Source organism: Colwellia sp. Bg11-28 (assembly GCF_002836245.1).
Lineage (GTDB): Bacteria > Pseudomonadota > Gammaproteobacteria > Enterobacterales > Alteromonadaceae > Colwellia > Colwellia psychrerythraea_A.
Genome location: NZ_PJBA01000003.1, coordinates 65,857 through 87,874, shown reverse-complemented (window position 1 = coordinate 87,874; position 22,018 = coordinate 65,857). Strand labels below are relative to the sequence as shown.

The following is a 22,018-nucleotide window of genomic DNA, read 5'->3' as shown; positions in this document are numbered from 1 at the left end:
AATGCTATTTAATCAAATGAAAAATTATAAAGGCTTTACTGCTATAAAAGAACTCTGGCTTTTGAACCTATTTCTATTGTCTATATTCATGCTATCGTTTTCAGTAAGTGCTGCGAGCAATGATGTTTCTATAAATAATAATGAATTGATTGGTATCTCATATAACACCATTCAAAGTGATCAAATTGTAGTTGTTTTTAGTTTTACAAAAAACATAACTTCTTTACCTGTAGTTAAAACATCAATGACTCCTGCGTTTGTAGAAGTGACGTTTGACGCCAATACTTATAGTAAAGATCTAACTGAGACTTTAATTAACCATGCAGGCATAAAAGGAATTAATTTAGATGCTAAAACTGGCAAAGTTGTAGCATTAATTAGTCTAGAGAAACTGGCTGTTTTTGATGTTTCATTGAATAACGATAAAGAATTTTCTATTACTTTTAACTATGGAGAATCAGCTGAAATTGTTGAAACATTAAGCCCTGCAGGTGATGATTTTATTAATTCTATAGAGTCAATCGACTTTAGACTAAATGGTGATAATGAAGGGCAAATATTAGTTTACCTAAAAGACAGTATGTTAGCAGCTGATGTAAATGATAAATTAGGCAAATTAAATGTCGAATTTCATAATACTGAAATTATTGACGACTTACTTTATAAGTTAGATGTTACTGACTTTGGTACACTCGTTACCAGTATTGAAACGTTTAAAGAAGGACGGAATGCACGCTTAGTCATTGACGTTGAGAGTGGTTTTATTTTCACTCAAAAACAAGAAGAAAACTTATTCATATTAACGGTAAAGAAAAAACCTGAGAAAGCCCCTACCTACTTAGGAGACACTGATGACTTTACTGGTCGTAGTATTTCATTAAGCTTTCAAGATATTCCTGTTCGAACTGTTTTACAGATAATTGCGGATTATAATGAATTTAATTTAATTATCAGCGACACCGTTACAGGTAATATAACGCTTCGTTTAGATGGCGTACCTTGGGACCAGGCATTAAGTATTATCTTAAAAGTGAAGGGCCTAGATAAGCGCATGCAAGGTAATATCTTAATGGTCGCACCGAGTGATGAACTTGCTGCCCGAGAAGCGCAAACCTTGCAAGCAAAGCAACAAGTTGAAGAGTTGGCCACTTTATATTCTGAATATCTACAGATTAATTATGCAAAAGCAAGTGAATTTTCAGAACTGATAAAAAATGAAGATACCAGTATTTTATCTGCTCGCGGCAGTGTGTCAGTAGATGAGCGTACGAATACACTCTTAATACGCGATACCGCTAAGAGTATTGAAGATATCAAACGAATGATTACTATCCTTGATGTACCAGTTCGACAAGTGGTTATTGAAGCTCGTATGGTAACTGTTAAAGACAATATGAACGAAGAGTTAGGAATTCGTTGGGGTGTGACTAATACAGATGGTGAGTTTGCCACTTCAGGTTCTATTGAAGGAGCTAGTAGTGCCAACGGTACAAGAGGAGTAACCACCCCAGGAGTGGGTCAAGTCCCTACTATAGGTGATGGCCTAAATGTGAATCTTCCGGTGGCTAATGCTGCAGGCACAATTGCTTTTCAGGTCGCCCGTTTGGCCAATGGTACTATTCTAGATTTAGAGCTTTCTGCACTTGAGAAAGAAAATAAAGGTGAAGTTATTGCTAGTCCACGCATAACTACAGCTAACCAAAAGGAAGCTTACATAGAACAGGGTGTAGAGATCCCATATCAAGAAGCGGCTTCAAGCGGTGCAACAGCAACACAATTCAAAAAAGCAGTCTTGAGTTTAACAGTAACGCCACACATTACCCCAGATGACAAAATCATTTTAGATTTAGTAGTGACACAAGATACTATATCGGATATTACAAGTGGCCTTGCTCCGGCGATTGATACTCAGCGAATTGGCACTCAGGTTTTAGTTAATAACGGTGAAACTATCGTACTAGGTGGTATTTACCAGCAAGCCATTATCAGCACAGTGTCTAAAATTCCAATCTTAGGTGATATTCCTTACCTTGGTTGGTTGTTTAGAAATTCAAGTCAGCTAAACGAGAAAAAAGAATTATTAATTTTCGTTACACCTCGAATTGTAACTGAACACTTTTAGTCTATATTTATAGAAAATCCATTAAATGCCGTGATTTTTCGTCATTTAATGGATTTTTTGTTTTAATAAGAGAGTTTTTAACTAAGATAGTACTATTGTTGCTTGCAATTCATGCTTAACACTTGCGATAATTACGCCCTTGAAATTTCCGAGGGAGACCTCTTTTGCGTCAAAAGTTCAAATTCACAGTATTTAGACTTTTGACTGTTCTGTTAACCCAACGAGTATTAAGTAAATCTAATGGCAGAAAAACGTAACATATTCCTTATAGGCCCTATGGGTGCTGGTAAAAGCACTATCGGTAGAGAAATAGCAGACCGATTACATCTTGAGTTTTTTGACTCTGACCAAGAAATAGAGCGCCGCACAGGAGCAGATATTGCTTGGGTTTTTGATCTTGAAGGTGAAGAAGGTTTCCGCAAAAGAGAAGAAACGGTCATTGAGGACCTAAGTGAAAAGCACGGTATTGTTTTAGCTACCGGCGGTGGTTCAGTTATTAGCACTAATGTTCGTAATCACTTATCTGCTCGCGGTATTGTTGTATATCTTGAAACAACAATCGATAAACAAGTCGCTCGTACCCAAAGAGATCGTCGTCGTCCACTTCTACAAACATCAGAAGAGCCGCGCACAGTTTTAGAAAATTTAGCTGTTGAACGTAATCCGCTTTATGAAGATATCGCTGATATTATCGTGCAAACCGATGATCAAAGCGCCAAAGTTGTCGCTCATAAGATTATTGAGCGTCTCGACTTTTAAATTTAATCAGCGTTGGAGTCTAGTAGTACCCTTATATGGCAATTCTTAATCTTGATCTAGGCGAACGTAGTTATCCTATCTATATTGATTCAGGTCTGATAAATAAAACAGACCTGCTCTCTTCTCATATTCGTGCGAAACGAGTGTGTATTGTAACAAACGATATTGTTGCACCTTTATATCTAGACTCATTAAAAGCGAAGTTAACCGACTTTGAAGTCGATGAAGTCATACTCCCCGACGGTGAAGCTGAGAAAAATTTAGCTAATTTTGAGGTTATTATTTCCCACCTGCTTACTCTTGAGCACGGAAGAGATACAACGTTGATTGCATTAGGTGGTGGAGTTATTGGTGATATAACTGGTTTTGCTGCTGCATGTTATCAGCGTGGAATTGATTTTATACAAATTCCGACAAGCCTGCTTTCACAAGTTGATTCATCAGTAGGTGGCAAAACAGCAGTAAATCATCCACTAGGTAAAAATATGGTGGGCGCATTTTACCAGCCTAAAGCTGTATTTATTGATATTGATAGCCTTACTACTTTACCAATTCGCGAGTTTAATGCGGGAATGGCTGAAGTTATTAAGTATGGTATTTTAGGTGATAAAGAGTTTTTCTTATGGCTTGAAGATAATATTTCAGCCATTAAAGCGGGTGAAAAACAAGTTTTAGCACAAATGATAGAAAAGTGCTGTCAATGTAAAGCTGATATAGTCGCTAGTGATGAGAAAGAATCAGGAGTTAGAGCACTGCTGAATCTAGGTCATACTTTTGGTCATGCTATTGAAGCCGAGCAAGGTTATGGAAAATGGTTGCATGGTGAAGCTGTAGCTACTGGCATGGTACTTGCTGCTAAATTAGCATTAGCAATGAATTTGCTTGAAGTGTCAGAATTTCGACGTATAGAAAAATTAATTGCAGCGTTTGATTTACCCATAACGGCTCCTAAAAACATGGGCTTCGCTGAGTTTATTCGTCATATGCGTCGAGATAAAAAAAATATCGCCGGTAAGCTGAGATTTATAATACCAACAGCTATTGGTCAATCTGAAATTCGTGACGATGTCACTCAAGATACGCTTCAAGAAATTCTATAATTATCTTTTCTCGTAGGCGTGCTGTCTACGAGAAGAATTTAAAGTATAGAAAGGAATAAGCATGTCAGCATCCGCAAACTCCCATTCGACATATCAAACAACACATAGGCTAACTGAGAGCGAATCTACATTAGCGGATAGTAGTGTGGCTATTAGTGTTACGGCACGTATTGACTACAACTTACGGTTTGCTAAACAAGCTGTGCTAGTCGTTGGTGATAATACCGAACAATACTCACAGCTGGCTAGCCAATTTCTAGTCAGTCTATCAAATGTGAACCATTCTGATACTCAAGATAAGCACATCAATGTGGCGTTTGTTGCCGCGTCTTCAAAATTAAATGATATTCAAATACGTTGTCGTTTAATTGAGCAGCTATTTGTAAATACTTTGTTTGATCCTGAGAAATCTTTAGCAGTAAGTGTTTTGGGCTTCGCCAAGCAACATGGTGAATCTATTTCTATCGTAATAGATCATGCCCATGCGCTTTCATTACAAGTTAAATATGAATTGTGTCAATTGGTGACTTTAGCCAAAAAAAGCAAACTAACGATTAACGTTGTACTTTTTGGTTTAACCGAAGCTGCACAGCAGTTAGCGATTAATAAAAGCTTGTTCAAGAACAAAATGGCTATCATTGATGCTGAATCCGGCCAAGTGATTGGCTTAGATGATAAAAAAATGATGATTACAAAGAGTGCTAGTCCGATACTTTTATGGCAAAAAATAAGTTTGGTTAGTGCTATTTTGCTTATTGGTGCGGCACTTACCTGGATTTATTTATTAATAGCTGAAGATGTAAATAATCAAGCGTTCAACATAAAAGAACAAACTGTTCTGGAAAGTGGCACTTTGCACAGTTTATCATCGCCTAATGTAAACGATATTTCTGATAACGAAAATACCAGACAAATGCAAAAGAAACAAAAGACCGCTCTATTAGAACTATCGGTCCATGCCAGTGAATCCTCAGATATAGTACAAGCGACAAGTGAAGAAATTAATCAGGCGTTAATGACTATCCAGTCAGTTACTCCTATCAAAAAAATACCTGCTAAAGCTGGTGATGTTCTTCAAGCATTAGCTATTGCTGATAATAAAATTGATGCCGAGGTTATCAACATTCTGAGTAAAGAAACGGTTAATCAAAACCCTGCCGCTGAAATCACTAATAACTATTATCAAAGCAAAGCAAAAGAATATGAAAATGGATATGTGATCCAAATTGCCGGTTTTTCTGATGAAAGATTATCGGATCGATTTTTGTCACTTTACCCTGAAGAAAACCTGCATAGCTACCAAAAGCAACTGAACGGGAAAGAATTTACTGTTATCACAACGAAAGCCTTTCCAAATAAAACGGAAGCTAAGTCAATAATTCAGTCATTACCAATACAACTGATTGAGCGTAAACCTTGGGTCAAGCCTATTTCGTCAGTTATCAACGAAATTAATACCTTTAAGCGATAATTCAAGCTACAATCCGCCATTAAATTATTAAGTAGACCCCAGCCTAGCTCTGTAGCAATAAGAGTAAAGAACAAGCTTGAAGAAGGTAAACTTCTAATATTCAATAACATTGTTATTAGACTTGTATACTTTGTTCCTGCTAAGATCTAGGCGAAAGATTACAACTGCTATATTCTTCAGAAAATTACGCCAGCATAAATTACAGTATTGGCAATAAGGTCTAGAGTGAGTAAAGATACATTGCAAATTAATATGCGATCACCTTTAAAGTGGGCGGGTTACTCTTACGCTTTTAGTATGAAATTCACCTCCAACGTTTTTTGTTTTTCAAAAGTATGAAAATTCATATATCATCTATTTATCGACAATCCTTCATGTTAGCTTTAGCTACGAATAATTTATAGGTTTTTTGTGACTAAAGTAAAATCAATAGCAAGTATGAGATCCGCCTTGAAATGGGCAGGTGGTAAAAAAAAAGTTGTACATGAAATAGCTACACTCTTACCTTCAAAAGGAAGGAGAAGATTAGTTGAACCCTTCGTTGGTGGTGGATCTGTATTTCTAAATTTAGATTTTGATGAATATCTATTGGTAGATTTAAATCAAGATTTAATTTCACTATTCAATATAATTAAAAATGAGCCTACTAAGTTTATTTCAGATGCTGAGAAGTTCTTTAATGGGGACTATAATCAGCAAGAAAAGTATTACGACTTTCGAAAGCAATTTAATCAATCTACTGATTCATATGAGCGCTCTTTATTATTTTTATATCTAAATAGACATGGTTATAATGGATTATGTCGATATAACAAAAGTGGCGGTTACAATGTACCTTTTGGTAGATATAAACATCCATACTTTCCCAAAGAAGAGTTAAAATATTTTTCTGAAAAAGCTCAAAAAGCTACCTTTATACAGGGTGATTTTGAAACTGCATTCTCTCAACTCCGAGCGGACGATGTAGTTTATTGTGATCCTCCTTATTCACCGATAAACCCAACTTCAAACTTCACTGCATATGCGGGTAATTCTTTTACTGATGAAGATCAAAAACGTCTAGTTGGTTATGCTGAATTAGCGAAACAAAAAAATATACCTACATTAATATCAAATCATTATGTGGACTTTACACGTGAGCTATATAAAGGCGCAACTAAGAGCAAATTGTTTCAGGTGCAACGTTCAATAAGTCAAAAAGGAAAAGGGCGAGTTAAGGTTCAAGAAATTTTGGCACTATATAAGTAAGAGAATATTATGTTATTTGGTATATGTAAAAGAAGATTAAGTTAATGAAAAATAGGTGAGTCATGAAGTCTTACCATAACTTTTTTGTTAATAATCATAATTTATGATATTCAGTCAGCAATCTTAATAATCACCTTAAAAATATCATAATATTATTAATCAGCTTTAATCATTAAAGTTTCGATCAAGAATCAGCTTCAAAATAGCGAAATATTATTAATCAGCTTTAATCATTAAAGTTTCGATCAAGAATCAGCTTCAAAATAGCGAAATATTATTAATCAGCTTTAATCATTAAAGTTCCGATCAAGAATCAGCTTAAAAATAGCGAAATATTATTAATTAGCTTTAATCATTAAAGTTTCGATCAAGAATCAGCTTTAATACTTAGAAGTTGAAATTGGACAATTACATCAGTTGTACCACTAATAAATTATGATCACTTTGTGCGCTAAGGGACATTAGCTGAATTTTTCTGCTCTATCTTTTATAATAAAAATTTTATGTCATGTTAATGAGCTGGCTCAGTAACACATATCTACCAGTAGGATATCTCGTTAATATTCTAAAATTATGTCAATTTGTCAGTAATATCTAACTATTTATAGGAATGTTGTTTTATGCGGTATTTAATACTTTGATATTATGGGATATTAACGTGAATTAAATAATGATTATGGATAGATTATTACTGAAACGTATCCATAATATACTGTTAGTTTTTACATGGAGGATTGGCATTGTCAGCAGAAAATTTTTTAAATGCAGAGACGGATACTTTTGGCGGAATAATCAAAGGTGATAATAAATTCAAAGTCCCTTTATACCAAAGAGATTATTCATGGAATAAAACTCATTGGAATGATCTTTGGTTAGATATAGAAGCAAATAGACACAACGACTCTAAACATTATATGGGGTCTGTTGTGTTAGTGTCTAAACACAAAAAACAATACGATATTATCGATGGGCAGCAACGTTTAACAACGCTTACTATTTTAGTTTTAGCTGTTGTAGATACATTAAAAGATCTTGTGAAACGAGAGATCGATGTAGAAAACAATGAAAAAAGAATAGACCTGTTAATTACAGACTTTATCGGTAAAAAATCACTTTCCTCATTGAATTATGAAAATAAAATTGAATTAAATGAAAGTAATAATCCTTTCTTTTCTACATATCTAACTAACTTTAGAAAGCCAGTAAATATAAAGTCGGAAATCAAAAGTAACAAACTACTTTTTGATTGCTTTAATTACTATAAAGATCTAATTAAAGAGGAAATTTTTAAAGATGATGATGTTTCTTCATTAATTTCCTTTGTTGAATATATATCTGATAGCCTGTTATTTATTCAAATTACAGCTACTGATGATTTAAGTGCTTACCTTATTTTTGAAACTTTAAATGATAGAGGTTTAGATCTATCTGTTACTGATCTATTGAAAAACTATTTATTTTCCATTGTAGATGAATCAGATAAAAGCCATGTTAAAAATATATGGGATGTAACAATCAATCATGTCTCATACTCAGGATTTCCAAAATTTTTGCGTCATTACTGGATGATGCAAAATGGATTAATTCAAGAGAAAGAGTTATTCAAAACTGTAAAAAGATATATCAACACCCCTAAAACAGCCTTTGAATTATTAAACAGTATGAGCGAGGTATCAGAAGTTTATGCTGCACTGAGTGACTCCAATCATCAATTATGGGAAGGTGAAGAAAGAGTTAAAAAACACATTAGGGAATTGAACCTATTCAATGTAACCCAATGTTATCCATTGCTAATAAATGCATATTTATTTTTAGATCATGATGACTGGATTGCAACGTTAAGAATATGTTCAGTTATATCATTTAGGTACATGCTTATATCTGGGTTAAACCCTAATGCTTTAGAGTCAAAATATAATGATGCTTGTAAAGCAATAAATTCTGGTGCGGTAAAAGGCGCTAGAGATATATTTACTATATTACAGCCTTTATATGTTAACGATGAAGACTTTGAGCGTAACTTTGAGTCTAAGTCCATTCGAACTAAAAGATCAGCTAAATTAGCCCGTTATATAGTTTATAGCGTTGAAAATCATTTATCAGAACATGTATTAGATTTTGAATTTGATAATGGTTCTTTAGAGCATGTTTTACCTGAAAATCCCTCAGAAGAATGGAATGAAAATTTCCCAAAAGATATTGAAGAAAGTTTTATATACAGGCTCGGTAATTTTACGTTGTTAGAGCCAGATAAAAATCGAATTATTGGCAATAAAGGTTTTGTCCATAAATCCGAAGTTTATAAAACAAGTAGATATGAACTAACAAAACGCTTTGGTTATCAGAAATGGGATCAAAATAACCTTAATGCAAGACAAAAGTATTTAGCAAAACAAGCTAAAGCTATTTGGAGTTTACCTTACGTGTAAAGTAAAAATTAACAAACTGTTCAAGCGGGACAAATTACAATTGGCTGGTTCCGCTTTCATTTTAGCCAACTACAATTTGTCTCTAATAGGGCACTAGTTGTTTCTCACGGTAGGGTTATTAATTGAAAGTTACGATTGATCAAAAGTGGAATTTTATTGAAGCTTTAAATGCTGCTCGCAAGGCTTATATTGGTTGGGGTAAGACAAGTACAGGCTATAGAAATAGTGTAATGATGGTCTGGGGAGCCACTGTGGGTAAAACTAGAGCATTGAATGATTTTAATCAACTAATAAAAGAACATGGTTCTAAGAAAAAATTAGCTGAATATCTCTATTTAAGTGATTACTCATTAGGGAGTTTAGTTTCACACTTTAAGTCCTTACCTGATGACCTTGAACTTATATCACATGATAACCCTTTCAACTTTATTGAAAGTCAAAAATGTAGTCTCGAAGAGGATTTAACTCACGAATTTAAAGAAATTAAAGGTTCAAACCCTACAAAAGCAATTCAAAGTTTAGTTGATGAATACATTTTGGCATTTATTAATAGCTCAGGAGGTAGTGTCTTTTGGGGGATTTGTGACAATGGTAATGTCAAAAGTATAAAGTTGAACTCTGTGCAAAAAGATGAAATAAGAAAAGTCATAAATAATAAAGTTCACACAATTGAACCTAAAATAGATCCTACTAAAATAATAGTTTTATTTCATGGAGTACTAAACTCAAATGGAGGTTTTGTACTAGAGGTCAAAGTTCCAAAATCAAACTCAATTGGTTTATATTTTAATTCGTCTGGTAATACATGGGTTCGTGTAAATGGTTGCAAGCAAAGATTACAAGGACTAGCGTTACAAGACTATATAATTCAGCGAATGCATAAAAATAACTAACATGAAAATCAACAAGGACTTAACAGTTGGATACGTTTCGTTTCGCTACACATTTTAGCAAACTATCATTCTCTGCTTAGTAAGGTCTTATCGATACAAAATCTAATCCACATCAACGCTACAGGTTAGCCCGCAGTGGTGGTAAAAGGGTGCACTAGCGGTGTTCTATAAAGCCAAAGATAACAGATCTGATAAAGTCGAAATGTTGTGGCACAGTTAAATGTAATTAGATGGCACTGATGCTAGATATTTTCCATTTTGATCAAGAATCAGCTTAAACATTATATGCAAACATTACGGCAAGTTTGCTACATACTTTATCGATAGCTCCAAAGTACTTAGTAACTAACACTTTTAAACGTTTAGTAATAAGTAGAACCGAATGATGCTGGTTGTGTAAATAGGTTTATAATGCTGTTTATTTGCAGGTTATTAATCCAGATTTCTTAGCTTCAAATCTTGGAGTTTGGGTTTATCCAAACCTAGTTCCTTCAATTCATCCAAATAATAATTACGAAATTCAGTGCTTTTACTGGCATGACCGAATTGGAAAAAGCCTTGATTAGGTTGATATTCGAATAATTCTATATGGGACTCAGGATACAGGTTATTATTTCCAACCCAAAAGTCTAGTCTTTGCTTGTGTTGTTTTACTGGAAAAAAACCAGAATGCTGATATTTATACTTTGAAAAACTTTCAATTTTTGCATATTGAAAATGTGGACTCTATTCGCGTGATTCTTTCATAATATTCCTTTGAAGTATTCAATGTTTAACTCTAAATAATATTAATGAAGCAACTCTGAATGTTGGGCTAAGTTGTTGCTTCATTAATTTTAAAATCCATTTATCAATTATTTATTTTTTATGTAATGTTGTGCCATATGTAGCTGTGACACGCCTATTACTTCTTCGATTACCTTGATTTCATCACCACGCTTGAGCATTTCATTAACCATATTCATTGTGAATGTATGTCGTAAATTGGAAATAGAAAACGTTATGTTTTTTTGTAATACTTTTAATTCCAAATTAGCCTTGCTCAATATAGTACTTATATAGCTATTGTCTAATCTTCTTCCGGTCATATTTGTGAATACAAATCCAAGGTCAATATCTTTATTTGGATAATGTTTATTGCGCTCTTCAGCAATGTAGGAATCTAAAGTATTCATCACATGTTTTGATAGATAAACAGTGTTTTTTCTCCCACGTTTATAGCTATTAAATTGAAGATAACCTTTGTCCTGATGTCGGGCTAACGATTCTATTTTTAAATTAATTACCTCTGATGCTCTAAGCCCTGAGAGTAAGACTAATTCAATCATCGCTTGGTTTTTTTTATTCGAAAGAGCCTTACACTGGAACAGTTGAACGGATTCATAACGATTATAAATTATTTTGTTGTGACTAATTCTAGGTATGCGGATTGAAAAATTCCAACTAGGATGCTTAATTTTGTCACCTGTAATAAAGTGAAAAAATCCCTGTAAATGACTCAATGTTATTTTAACAGACTGAAAGGTTAACTTTTTTTGTTCAGCTTTCTTTATTAAAGAGTCTTTGAAAATAGATATTTGTTTAATATCTATTGGGTTCAATATCGAATTTTCCTCTGTAAATATTACGAACTTAGCTAAAGACCCTGCAATCTGTCTAATTGAATTTATCTGTAGATTTTTCTTCAGATATTTAAATCTCAAAAAAGAATTTATATCATTGCATAAGGGGGCTGAATTTGAAGATTCCAATTGTGGAAACTTCGCATTTAATCCGTGATCTTTGACTTCTTTATTATTAATAGCGTACTGGTTCTCGGCAGTTAATAACTTCATTGGTATCATTTTAATTATTTCATTTTTACGTTTAATCATTTTTTTTGCTCCATTAGGTTACTGCAAAAAATATATATCTTTTACTTGTGCTCGTCAAGTATTTATTGCAGTATTCAAATACTGCAATTTAAGTTAAAAGGAAAAATATATGAAATTAATTAATGAAGTGCTAAATAAAATAGAAGAACTTGGTCAATCTAAATCAGCGGATTTACTTGCTAATGGATTGGCCTCAGCTTGTAACTCTAATTATAAAATCAGCTTGTTAGACATAGCGGTATCATTAGATACAAGTAATAAAAAGCTAGTGAAACGCTTATCAGAAATTACTCAAGAGGAGGATTATAGTAATGCTAGCCAAGACCATGCTCTTACTTGGTTAAGACAAAGAAAGTATATAATTTAGAAGGTTGTTATTTTTTATAATTTGACGTGGAAGTATCTAACATCGATATGAAATAATAGAACTATATGATCTTATATTATTCGTATAGTTCTCTACTTTCGGTGCCACATGTTTAATAACATGGCTAACCTAAGAAAGAGCAACTTCACCTGACTCTGGATAGTTGCTACTAAAATTAATTCTATCTATTCACATGCATAGATAAATATGGAAGGTATTGTAACAGGAATTAATAATTGCAGTATTTAATTACTGCAATTATTAATTGACCTTTACTTATATCTACGTCAAGATAATTTACATTAAATTAATTCATGGTCATAAGCGGTTTAAAAGCCGTATGTACTTCAATGGGTTCCCCATATAACAGGAAGTGACTGTTAGAAAAAGGTTGTAAAATCTAATGAGAATAAGTTTTTATGGTAATACGTTAGGTGATATTGCAGATGTCTGCTCAGGCCATCCATTTCGCGGCACGATTAAGCAATATGACAACGGAGACGTTAATGTTTTACAGGTTAGAAATACTAAGGATACAGGTGAGATAAATCAGTATGGAATGGTCGAGACTAAGCTTTCAACAAAAAAGCAACCAGACTGGTTACAAAATGGCGATGTGTTATTTGTCGCTAAAGGAGCTAAACACTACAGTGTGCTCGTAGATAATATTCTTGACCGAACTGTTTGTTCTCCGCACTTTTTCTTGGTTCGTATCAAGACTAAGTTTAGAGATACTGTGTTACCGGAATTTCTTGTTTGGCAGCTTAATCAGCAGCCTGCACAGCGCTACTTTAAGGCAACAGCCGAAGGCTCAATGTACTTGAGTATTCGCAGACAGGTATTGGAAAACGTGCCGATTAAAGTACTGTCTATAGATAAGCAGCGTCAATTAACATCTTTACACCGCTGCGCAGTAAAAGAAAATAATTTATTACAACAGCTTATTGATAACAGACAGAAACTACTTGATGTCATTGCAGACGATGCTCTAGAAGAAGATGTTATTTAAAATATTAATGAAAAATAAAGAAATAAAAAATAAGGATTAAACCGCAATGACAGCAACAACGCCAACAAGTCAAATAAGTCAGGACGATATTAATAAAGCAGTATGGGCTGCTTGCGACACCTTTAGAGGGGTAATCAACGCTGATACATACAAAGACTTTGTGCTTACTATGTTGTTCTTAAAGTACGTCTCTGATATTTATAAAGACGAATATCATAAACTCGTTGAGCAATATGGCGATAACACTGAACTGATTCATGCGATGATGTCAAAGCAGCGCTTTGTATTACCTGAAGGTGCTAGCTTTTGGGATTTATACGAACAACGCCACAAAGCGGGTAACGGTCAACGTATTGATCAGGCTTTACATGCATTAGAAGAGGCCAATGGGACTAAACTTAAAAATGTATTCCAAGATATCAGTTTTAATACAGATAAGTTAGGACAAGAAAAAGAAAAGAACGATCTATTACGCCACTTATTAGAAGACTTTGGCAAAGACATTTTAAACCTCAGTTCTGAACGTGTCGGTAGTTTAGATGTAATTGGTAATGCCTATGAATTTCTTATCAAACATTTTGCTGCTGGCAGTGGCGCAACAGCCGGGGAATACTATACCCCGCCAGAAGTTTCAGATCTACTCGCTACGATTTTAGAACCTGTTGAAGGTGACCAAATATGCGATCCGTGCGTTGGGAGTGGCTCACTCTTGTTAAAATGTGGCGCAATGGTCCGTAAAAACTCAGGCTCAAAAAAATATGCATTATTTGGTCAAGAAGCCATTGGTGCAACTTGGGCACTAGCAAAAATGAACATGTTCTTGCACGGTGAAGACAACCACCGTATTGAATGGGGTGACACTATTCGTAATCCGCTTCTGTTAGATAAAGATGGTAAGGCTTTGTTAAACTTCACAATAGTGACATCGAACCCACCATTTTCGTTGGACAAGTGGGGTCATGATAAAGCTAGTGATGACCCATACGGGCGTTTTCATCGGGGGATCCCACCAAAAACAAAAGGGGATTACGCCTTTATCAGTCACATGATTGAAACCCTAAAGCCAGAAACAGGCCGAATGGGGGTCGTTGTGCCACATGGTGTGTTATTTCGCGCATCTAGTGAAGGTAAAATTCGTCAAAAATTGATTGAAGAAAACCTACTTGATACTGTAATTGGCCTGCCAGAAAAGCTGTTTTTTGGTACGAGTATTCCTGCCGCTATATTAATTTTCAAAAAGACAAAAAATGATAACAAGGTATTATTTATTGATGCCAGTCGAGAATTTAAATCAGGAAAAAATCAAAACCAATTAACGTCTGCCAATATTGAAAAAGTTATCGATACCTATAAAACTCGTGAAACAATCGACAAGTATTCATATTTAGCTACTTTTGATGAGATAAAAGAAAACGACTTTAACCTCAATATTCCACGCTATGTCGATACTTTCGAAGAAGAAGCTGAGATAGATTTAGTTGCAGTGCGTACTGAGCGTGTTCAACTACAAAAGGAGTTAAAAAATATTGAAGTTGAAATGGAAGGCTATTTAAAGGAGTTAGGTTATGGTACCTAATGGATGGAAACATACAAAACTGGGTAGTGTTGCCGAACTTCAGCGTGGTTTTGATCTACCGTCTTCAAAAAGAATTAATGGATACATACCAATTATTTCATCAGGTGGATTATCTGGCTATCACAATGAATTTAAGGTGAAACCGCCAGGAATAGTAACAGGACGATATGGCACTATTGGTAATGTATTTTACATGGAAGAAAATTTCTGGCCATTAAATACCTCGCTTTGGGTAAAAGACTTTCATGGCAACGAACCGTTTTTTATTTATTATCTTTTATCAAGTTTTGACTTTAAAAAATTTAGTGACAAAACAGGAGTTCCTGGCGTAAACAGGAATGATCTGCATGCAGTAAAGGTTTTTGTTCCTCCTAAAATAGAGCAACGAAAAATCGCCAAAATTTTATCCACTTGGGATCGTGCTATTAGCACTAATGAGTGTTTAATCGATAATAGTAAGCAGCAGAAAAAAGCCCTAATGCAACAACTACTGACAGGTAAAAAACGCTTACTTGATAATACAGGGAAACAGCTTAGTGCTGAGTGGAACGATGTAACCATCGGAAGTGTTTTATCAATTGGGGGAGGAAAGGATTATAAACATTTATCTAGTGGAAATATCCCGGTATACGGTTCAGGGGGACATATGCTGAATGTTTCCGAATACTTATACGATGGTGAAAGTGTATGTATTGGTAGAAAGGGAACCATAGACAAGCCTATGTTTTTAAATGGAAAGTTTTGGACGGTCGATACGCTTTTTTATACTCATAGTTTTATTAACTCGTTACCACAATTTATATATCAATATTTTCTTACTATAAATTGGCGAAAATATAGTGAAGCCAGTGGTGTACCAAGCTTATCTAAATCAATTATAGAAAAGATAAAAATAAAACTGCCTACGTTACCAGAGCAAAAATTAATTATTGAAGTTTTAATCAATGCAGATAAAGAAATTAGTCTACTCGAACAACAACTGGATGACTTTAAACAAGAAAAAAAAGCATTGATGCAGCAGTTGTTAACTGGCAAGCGCAGAGTTTTAGTTTAAATAAAGGAATATTAATGACAACAACCGAAATGTTTACCGATTTTTTAAAAAATGTTGCTATTGATAATAGTGCTTCGATTACATCTAAGTATGAAGAAATCACAGCGGCATTAAATAAAAAATTCAGAAACACAGAGTCAAAAACGGCCAATAGCTTGCAAGTAGGCTCTTATGGTCGTTGGACAGGTATAAAAGGCATATCGGATTTAGATATGCTTTATATAATGCCAAGCTCAAAATGGAATGATTATAAAGACGGTGAACAATCGAAGTTGTTAGATGATACCAAAGAAGCCATTCAAGCGAGATACCCAAAAACTATAGTCAAAAAAGATAGGTTGGTAGTTCAAGTTCTATACAAGAGTTTTACTGTGGAAGTCCAACCCGTTTTTGAACAAGATGATTCGAGCTTTAAATACCCAGATACATACAATGGTGGTAGCTGGAAGATCACAAAACCACGTGATGAAATAAAAGCCATGAAAGAGTTCGTTGACCAAAAAAACAAAAATCTACGAAAGCTTTGCAAAATGGGGAGAGCTTGGAAAAACAAATGTGGCGTTGGCATGGGTGGTCTTTTGATTGATACCCTAGCTTATAACTTTCTTAATTCTAATTCAGATTATGATAATCGCTCTCTAGCTTATTATGACTGGATGTGTAGAGATTTTTTTAAATATCTGTCAGAAGAACCTAACAAAGACTATTACTTAGCCCTTGGCAGTAACCAAAGAGTGACAGTTAAGAGTAAATTCCAACGAAAAGCTAAAAAAGCATATGAGCTGAGCTTAGATGCTATTAATGCTGGTGAATCATCTTCAGCAAATAAAAAATGGAAAAAAATATTTGGCCGTCCTTTTCCTGCCGCTATCCAGCAAGAAAGTAAATCCTCTGTTTATAGAAATACAGAACAATTTATTGAAGATTTATACCCTATCGATATTAGGTTTAACGTCAGGCTTGAATGCGAGGTTTCTCAAAATGGCTTCAGAGAAGCTTTACTTAGAACGATGCTGGCTAAAAAGTTAAAATTACAGTCAAAGAAAAAGCTTAACTTTTTTATTGCTGATATTGATGTTCCTGGTGAGTTCATCATCAAATGGAAAGTGCTTAACCGAGGTGCTATAGCTGAGCAAAGAGATTGTGTTCGTGGTGACATAATTATTGATAAAGGCTTTAGGAAGAAAGAAGAAAAAACAGACTTTAACGGAGAGCATATTGTTGAATGTTTTGTGATTCAAAATGATGTTGTTGTGGCAAAAGACCGAATCGATGTACCAATCCAGTGAGGCGATAATGGATAATAATAACTTAAAAAAGCACATTGCTGAAACAGGCTACAACGTTGGTTATTCAGCTAAGTTGCACTTTGCTAGCTTTGAAATGATCGAAAAACTTCCTGGTGTCATAAGCTTCATATCAATGGCCTTTGGCGTTTATGCCTTAGCGTTTTCTGAACTATCAACCAAGTTTATGTCTAGCACTCTACTTGTACTTGGTTTAGTTGGCATTTACATCAGTTTGAAAAATGGTGATAAAAATAGCTATGAAGAAAAAGGAATAATACTTACGGGCTTGTTTAATGAGCTGAAACATTTAATGGCTGATGCCAAGGAACAATCTGATCAAGCTGCGTCAGTTTCAGACAAATTAATAAATATTGAAAACAGATATAATCAGAGCTGTGCATCTCATCATATTATGTTTGCAACTTGGTTTGCTCATTACAAGTTTTTCTGGGAGCAGCAAATTGAATGGATTGCTGAATATAGATCTTTTGGCTTTTGGCGAGATAAAGTTCCTTTAACCTTATGGGTAACTATCTTTGTTTTACTCATAATCGTTATTGTTAATTACACCGAAATTTTCACCGTTCTCTGTGATCTTTTGAACATGAAAGGCAGTCATTAAAAATGAACACCAACTCAGTTAACTTTCAAGAAGAGTTCAGTTCCAAAATACCAGCGTTAGCTCTGTTAAGTAACTTAGGTTACCAGTTCATTCCCCCTAGTGAATGTGAAGCATTGCGTGGTAATCCATTTACACCAGACAAAAAAAGTACTCATCAAGTTATCTTATTGCCTATCATGCGTGCATTTTTGGCAAAACAGACCTTTTCCTTTGCAGGAAAGCAACACAATCTTTCAGATGCAGCGATTGATAAAGTTTTGCATGAATTAAACCCTGCAATGAATTTAGGGCTTAAAGCGGCCAATGAAAAGCTCTACAACGCCATGATGTATGGCGTTAGTGTCACAGAATTTGTTGATGGTAAAAAAACTTCTCCGACTATTCAGCTTATCGATTGGCATGAGAACGATAATAATAGTAATCAGTTCCATTTCACTGAAGAGTTGCTGGTTCAAAATGCTGAAGGCACTGGCAACCGTATTCCTGATATAGTCTGCTTTGTAAATGGCCTACCTTTAGTAGTGATTGAGGCGAAACGTCCTGACTCAAATAAAGAAGGCAAATCAACCAATTCAGAGGCTATTTCACAGCAAATACGTAACCAAGGCCAACAAGAAATCCCTCACTTATTTGCTTATAGCCAGTTACTTTTAGCTGTAAATGGACACGAAGGGTTATATGCGACCTGTGGTACGCCTGAAAAATTTTGGGCAAAGTGGAAAGAAGAATTAATACCAGAAGTTGAATTTATTCGCTTAAAAAATAGTAAGCTTGATGATGAGCAACTTAATGGATTGTTCAACCATCGATCTGTATTTGCTAAAAATGAGTACTTGTCTTTAATTGCCGCAGGTTGTTTAGCCGTAACAGATCAAGACCGACTGATTATCAGCTTATTACGTCCTGAACGGCTGTTAGAAATGACGCGTTTATTTACTCTATTTGATAAAAAAGTAGGTAAAATAGTCGCCCGTTATCAGCAAGTCTTTGGCATTAAAGCCTTGGTTGAACGTATTAATACCTTCGATATCAAAGGCGCTCGTGAAGGAGGTGTAATTTGGCACACTACAGGCAGTGGCAAGTCATTTACCATGGTATTTTTATCAAAAGCCCTTATTTGGCTAGAAGATCTTACTCAATGTCGTGTGATTATTGTGACAGATAGAGTGGACTTAGAAGATCAACTTAGCCGTACTTTTGCATCAGGTGGCGTGCTGACCGACAGAGATAAAAGAGATGCCATGGCAACTTCTGGTAAGCGCTTAGCCGAGCAAATAGGTAAAGGTAATGAACGCGTTATTTTTTCAATAATTAATAAGTTTGGTTCAGCTATTAAACAAAAAGAGTGCTTTAACAACAGCCCAAATATTATTGTATTAGTGGATGAGGGCCACCGCAGTCAAAACGGTGAAAATAATATTAGAATGCTACAAACACTGCCTAAGGCAGCATTTATAGCATTCACAGGTACTCCATTGTTAAAAGATGATAAGACCGAAAATAAATTCGGTAAAATAATCCACTCCTACACCATGCAACAAGCAGTTGAAGATAAAACTGTTACTCCTTTGTTGTATGAAGAGCGTATTCCAGAGCTGAATGTTAATGACAAAGCGATAGATGCTTGGTTTGACCGTATGACACAAAAGCTTACTGATAAGCAGAAAACTGATTTAAAGAGGAAGTTTTCTCAAAAAGGTCAAATATATCAAACCGTAGGTCGCATAGAATTGATTGCCCATGATATTTCTGATCATTTCCAGAATTTCAAACAGCAAGGACTAAAAGGGCAACTAGCCTGTGATTCAAAAGCCTCTGCTATTAGGTATAAAAATTCGTTAGACAAAATTGGTAAGGTGACTTCTGTCGTGGCCATGTCAGAACCTGATACACGTGAAGGTCATGATGTAGTTGACCAAGAAAGTAAAGATATCGTACAGAATTGGTGGAAAGGTAATGTCGCCAATACATATGGTGGCGATGAAAAATCCTATACCAAAGCAATAATCGAGGACTTTAGCCGTGATGATGGCCCAGACATCATGATAGTTGTTGATAAGCTTTTAACTGGCTTTGATGAACCTAAAAATACGGTGTTGTATATAGACAAGCCTCTTAAAGAGCATAGCCTTATTCAAGCAATTGCTCGCGTAAATCGTTTACACAGTAAAAAGCAATTTGGTTACTTGATTGATTACCGAGGGATTTTGAAAGAACTCGATACAACGATTGAAAAATACCAAGACTTGGCTGAACGCACACAAGGTGGCTTTGATGTAAACGATCTTAAAGGTTTATATAACCCCATGGACACCGAATACAAGAAGTTATCAGGACTTCATAGTGACCTTTGGGGGATTTTTATTACTGTTCAAAATAAACAAGATGGCCCCGCTTTAAGGCAAGTTCTAGCACCTAAGGTGCAAGAGTTTGAAGGTCAGATTGTTGATACAAACCTTAAAAATCGTGACGATTTTTATTCTGCACTTACTGCATTTTCCAACTGTATGAAAGTGGCTTTACAGTCCGCTAGCTATTTTGGAGATAAGTCTCTCGATAATAAACGAGACTTATATAAATGTGACTTAAAAGCCTTTGTAGATTTGCGTAAACAAGTACGTGAAGACGCGAATGAAACCATTAATTATGATGAATATGCCGAAGATATACGTAGCTTATTGGATAAACATATAGCAGGAGTTGAAGTAAAAGAACCTGGCGGTGCTTACTTGGTTGGTAGCTTAGGCAAGGATGTAAAACCACAAGATCTGAGTGATGATGAAGCACGCAATCAAACTGACAAGATTACAGGTCGTATCACAAAAATGATTGAACAAGATCTTGCTGATGATCCTTACGCACAAGAGTATTTTTCTAAATTACTTAAAAAAGCAATTGAGAAAACCAAGGAGATGTTTGATGCGCCAGTTAAACAATACATTTTGTTTGCTGATTTTGAGCAAGATATAAAAGAGCGAAAAATTGCAGGTATACCAAACGACTTTATCAATGATTCAGGTAAGCTAAATAAACATGCTCAAGCCTATTTTGGCTTGTTTAAGTATACTTTTGACGCAGACTATTTAATCGAGCAATCATTAGATAATGATAAATTAGTAGAACTGACCTTTAATATCGATGAGGTAGTTAACAACGCAGTGGCAGAATATTCTATTAACCCGGCTGAAATTGAAAATGCTATCAGTATGAAGTTATTACCCATGTTGTTTGCTGATTTGGGGATTGATAATGCTCAAAAACTCATTGAAGAAGTACTTAAAATTACACGCCTTGGTTTAGCAAGGAGGTAGTTATTATGGCCAATTCATCAGTTACTGCTGCCATTAATAAAAAAATAAATCACCCGACAACGGCTGAGTGTGGTGTCTTTTCTTACGGTAATGCCATAATTAATTATGATGTTATCCGTAAATCTGTGAGTAACAAGGTTAAGTCTCGTAAGGTAGTGATAAAGGTTCATCCTGATAAACGTGTGGTGGTAACGGTGCCAGATGATGCTACAGATGAATCAGTTCAAGAGGCTATACTAAAACGAGCTAGATGGATTTGGCAAAATATAGAAGAATTTTCAAAGCAAAAAAATTATGTTTTACCTAAGCGTTACATTAGCGGTGAAACTCAATTTTACTTAGGTAGACGCTATGTTTTAAAAGTACTAATTGACCCTGATAAAATGTCTAACGTTAAGCTTAATCGTGGAAAATTAAATGTAACCTTACGCCACGACTGTGCTTTAGATCCAGAGAGTGGGCGGCTAGTTAAAGTTAAGCCATTAATCGATAAGTGGTATCAACATAAAGCTAAAATAATTTTTTATGAACGTCTAAACAAAATGCTTATCAAAGCAACATGGGTGACCGATATCCCGTCATTCAGAATAATGGCAATGAAAAAGCAATGGGGAAGCTGCTCTACTAAAGGTAATTTAGTACTCAACCCTCATTTAATTAAAGCCTCAAAAGAATGTATTGATTATGTGATATTACATGAGCTTTGCCATATTGCCGAGCACAACCATAGTGAAAGATTTTGGCGACTGTTAACTCAAGTTATGCCTGACTGGAAACAAGTGAAATCCAAGCTGGATGACATGGCAGAGATCTATTTGAATGAGTAAGCCTGACTACGGACCTATATTTTAGGCCACTATTTACGATAGTAGAAAAATCCCTTTTTTTGAAGTG

The 22,018-nt window shown here is 34.9% G+C and carries 16 protein-coding genes; 15 read left to right on the top strand and 1 reads right to left on the bottom strand.

Annotated features, from left to right (window positions below):
- The first annotated feature begins 1 nt into the window (after position 1).
- From CXF79_RS03275 to CXF79_RS03245, 7 genes are all read left to right on the top strand, one after another.
- Positions 2–2,122 (top strand): type IV pilus secretin PilQ, encoded by a 2,121-nt coding sequence (locus tag CXF79_RS03275; protein WP_101153950.1) that lies wholly within the window; start codon positions 2–4, stop codon positions 2,120–2,122.
- Positions 2,123–2,362: 240 nt separating this feature from the next.
- Positions 2,363–2,881 carry a shikimate kinase AroK gene (gene aroK, locus CXF79_RS03270; RefSeq protein ID WP_011041333.1) on the top strand — a complete coding sequence of 173 codons (519 nt, stop codon included), beginning with the start codon at positions 2,363–2,365 and terminating at the stop codon, positions 2,879–2,881.
- Between the two features lie 35 nt (positions 2,882–2,916).
- A complete protein-coding gene (gene aroB, locus CXF79_RS03265; RefSeq protein ID WP_101153949.1) occupies positions 2,917–3,981 on the top strand; it encodes a 3-dehydroquinate synthase in 1,065 nt (354 codons plus the stop codon).
- A 61-nt stretch (positions 3,982–4,042) separates the two neighbouring features.
- Positions 4,043–5,452, top strand: coding sequence for an SPOR domain-containing protein (locus CXF79_RS03260; RefSeq protein WP_101153948.1), 1,410 nt, complete (start codon positions 4,043–4,045; stop codon positions 5,450–5,452).
- 438 nt (positions 5,453–5,890) lie between these two features.
- Positions 5,891–6,700 carry a Dam family site-specific DNA-(adenine-N6)-methyltransferase gene (locus CXF79_RS03255; protein ID WP_101154026.1) on the top strand — a complete coding sequence of 270 codons (810 nt, stop codon included), beginning with the start codon at positions 5,891–5,893 and terminating at the stop codon, positions 6,698–6,700.
- 740 nt (positions 6,701–7,440) lie between these two features.
- Positions 7,441–9,129: a DUF262 domain-containing protein gene (locus tag CXF79_RS03250; protein WP_198560028.1), complete on the top strand. Its 1,689-nt coding sequence runs from the start codon at positions 7,441–7,443 to the stop codon at positions 9,127–9,129.
- A gap of 122 nt (positions 9,130–9,251) precedes the next feature.
- Positions 9,252–10,022 carry an ATP-binding protein gene (locus CXF79_RS03245; RefSeq protein WP_198560027.1) on the top strand — a complete coding sequence of 257 codons (771 nt, stop codon included), beginning with the start codon at positions 9,252–9,254 and terminating at the stop codon, positions 10,020–10,022.
- 854 nt (positions 10,023–10,876) lie between these two features.
- Here CXF79_RS03245 and CXF79_RS03240 read toward each other — a convergent pair.
- Positions 10,877–11,896, bottom strand: coding sequence for a tyrosine-type recombinase/integrase (locus CXF79_RS03240; protein ID WP_101153946.1), 1,020 nt, complete (start codon positions 11,894–11,896; stop codon positions 10,877–10,879).
- Between the two features lie 109 nt (positions 11,897–12,005).
- Here CXF79_RS03240 and CXF79_RS03235 point away from each other — a divergent pair, with 109 nt between their 5' ends.
- The 8 genes from CXF79_RS03235 to CXF79_RS03200 all read left to right on the top strand — a co-directional run bounded on the left by CXF79_RS03235 (position 12,006) and on the right by CXF79_RS03200 (position 21,951).
- On the top strand, positions 12,006–12,263 hold the full coding sequence (locus CXF79_RS03235) for a hypothetical protein (protein WP_101153945.1): 258 nt from the start codon (positions 12,006–12,008) through the stop codon (positions 12,261–12,263).
- A 403-nt stretch (positions 12,264–12,666) separates the two neighbouring features.
- On the top strand, positions 12,667–13,272 hold the full coding sequence (locus CXF79_RS03230; RefSeq protein ID WP_101153944.1) for a restriction endonuclease subunit S: 606 nt from the start codon (positions 12,667–12,669) through the stop codon (positions 13,270–13,272).
- A gap of 46 nt (positions 13,273–13,318) precedes the next feature.
- Positions 13,319–14,848, top strand: coding sequence for a type I restriction-modification system subunit M (locus CXF79_RS03225; protein WP_101153943.1), 1,530 nt, complete (start codon positions 13,319–13,321; stop codon positions 14,846–14,848).
- Entirely contained in the window at positions 14,838–15,902 is a 1,065-nt protein-coding gene (locus CXF79_RS03220) for a restriction endonuclease subunit S (RefSeq protein ID WP_101153942.1), read from the top strand. The genes CXF79_RS03225 and CXF79_RS03220 overlap by 11 nt, the downstream gene beginning before the upstream one ends.
- A gap of 14 nt (positions 15,903–15,916) precedes the next feature.
- On the top strand, positions 15,917–17,191 hold the full coding sequence (locus tag CXF79_RS03215) for an SMODS domain-containing nucleotidyltransferase (RefSeq protein WP_101153941.1): 1,275 nt from the start codon (positions 15,917–15,919) through the stop codon (positions 17,189–17,191).
- A gap of 7 nt (positions 17,192–17,198) precedes the next feature.
- Positions 17,199–17,813, top strand: coding sequence for an SLATT domain-containing protein (locus CXF79_RS03210; RefSeq protein ID WP_157825830.1), 615 nt, complete (start codon positions 17,199–17,201; stop codon positions 17,811–17,813).
- 2 nt (positions 17,814–17,815) lie between these two features.
- Positions 17,816–21,124 carry a type I restriction endonuclease subunit R gene (locus CXF79_RS03205; protein ID WP_101153940.1) on the top strand — a complete coding sequence of 1,103 codons (3,309 nt, stop codon included), beginning with the start codon at positions 17,816–17,818 and terminating at the stop codon, positions 21,122–21,124.
- A 5-nt stretch (positions 21,125–21,129) separates the two neighbouring features.
- Entirely contained in the window at positions 21,130–21,951 is an 822-nt protein-coding gene (locus CXF79_RS03200) for a M48 family metallopeptidase (RefSeq protein WP_101153939.1), read from the top strand.
- The last annotated feature ends 67 nt before the right edge of the window (positions 21,952–22,018 follow it).

What these genes read in the sequence shown, in the direction of transcription:
- aroB (WP_101153949.1), top strand. Translation starts at nt 2,917, where the DNA reads ATGGCAATTCTTAATCTTGATCTAGGCGAACGTAGTTATCCTATCTAT.
- CXF79_RS03220 (WP_101153942.1), top strand. Translation starts at nt 14,838, where the DNA reads ATGGTACCTAATGGATGGAAACATACAAAACTGGGTAGTGTTGCCGAA.
- CXF79_RS03240 (WP_101153946.1), bottom strand. Translation starts at nt 11,896, where the DNA reads ATGATTAAACGTAAAAATGAAATAATTAAAATGATACCAATGAAGTTA.
- CXF79_RS03200 (WP_101153939.1), top strand. Translation starts at nt 21,130, where the DNA reads ATGGCCAATTCATCAGTTACTGCTGCCATTAATAAAAAAATAAATCAC.
- CXF79_RS03215 (WP_101153941.1), top strand. Translation starts at nt 15,917, where the DNA reads ATGACAACAACCGAAATGTTTACCGATTTTTTAAAAAATGTTGCTATT.
- aroK (WP_011041333.1), top strand. Translation starts at nt 2,363, where the DNA reads ATGGCAGAAAAACGTAACATATTCCTTATAGGCCCTATGGGTGCTGGT.
- CXF79_RS03225 (WP_101153943.1), top strand. Translation starts at nt 13,319, where the DNA reads ATGACAGCAACAACGCCAACAAGTCAAATAAGTCAGGACGATATTAAT.
- CXF79_RS03255 (WP_101154026.1), top strand. Translation starts at nt 5,891, where the DNA reads ATGAGATCCGCCTTGAAATGGGCAGGTGGTAAAAAAAAAGTTGTACAT.
- CXF79_RS03210 (WP_157825830.1), top strand. Translation starts at nt 17,199, where the DNA reads ATGGATAATAATAACTTAAAAAAGCACATTGCTGAAACAGGCTACAAC.
- CXF79_RS03205 (WP_101153940.1), top strand. Translation starts at nt 17,816, where the DNA reads ATGAACACCAACTCAGTTAACTTTCAAGAAGAGTTCAGTTCCAAAATA.
- CXF79_RS03260 (WP_101153948.1), top strand. Translation starts at nt 4,043, where the DNA reads ATGTCAGCATCCGCAAACTCCCATTCGACATATCAAACAACACATAGG.
- CXF79_RS03275 (WP_101153950.1), top strand. Translation starts at nt 2, where the DNA reads ATGCTATTTAATCAAATGAAAAATTATAAAGGCTTTACTGCTATAAAA.
- CXF79_RS03235 (WP_101153945.1), top strand. Translation starts at nt 12,006, where the DNA reads ATGAAATTAATTAATGAAGTGCTAAATAAAATAGAAGAACTTGGTCAA.
- CXF79_RS03230 (WP_101153944.1), top strand. Translation starts at nt 12,667, where the DNA reads ATGAGAATAAGTTTTTATGGTAATACGTTAGGTGATATTGCAGATGTC.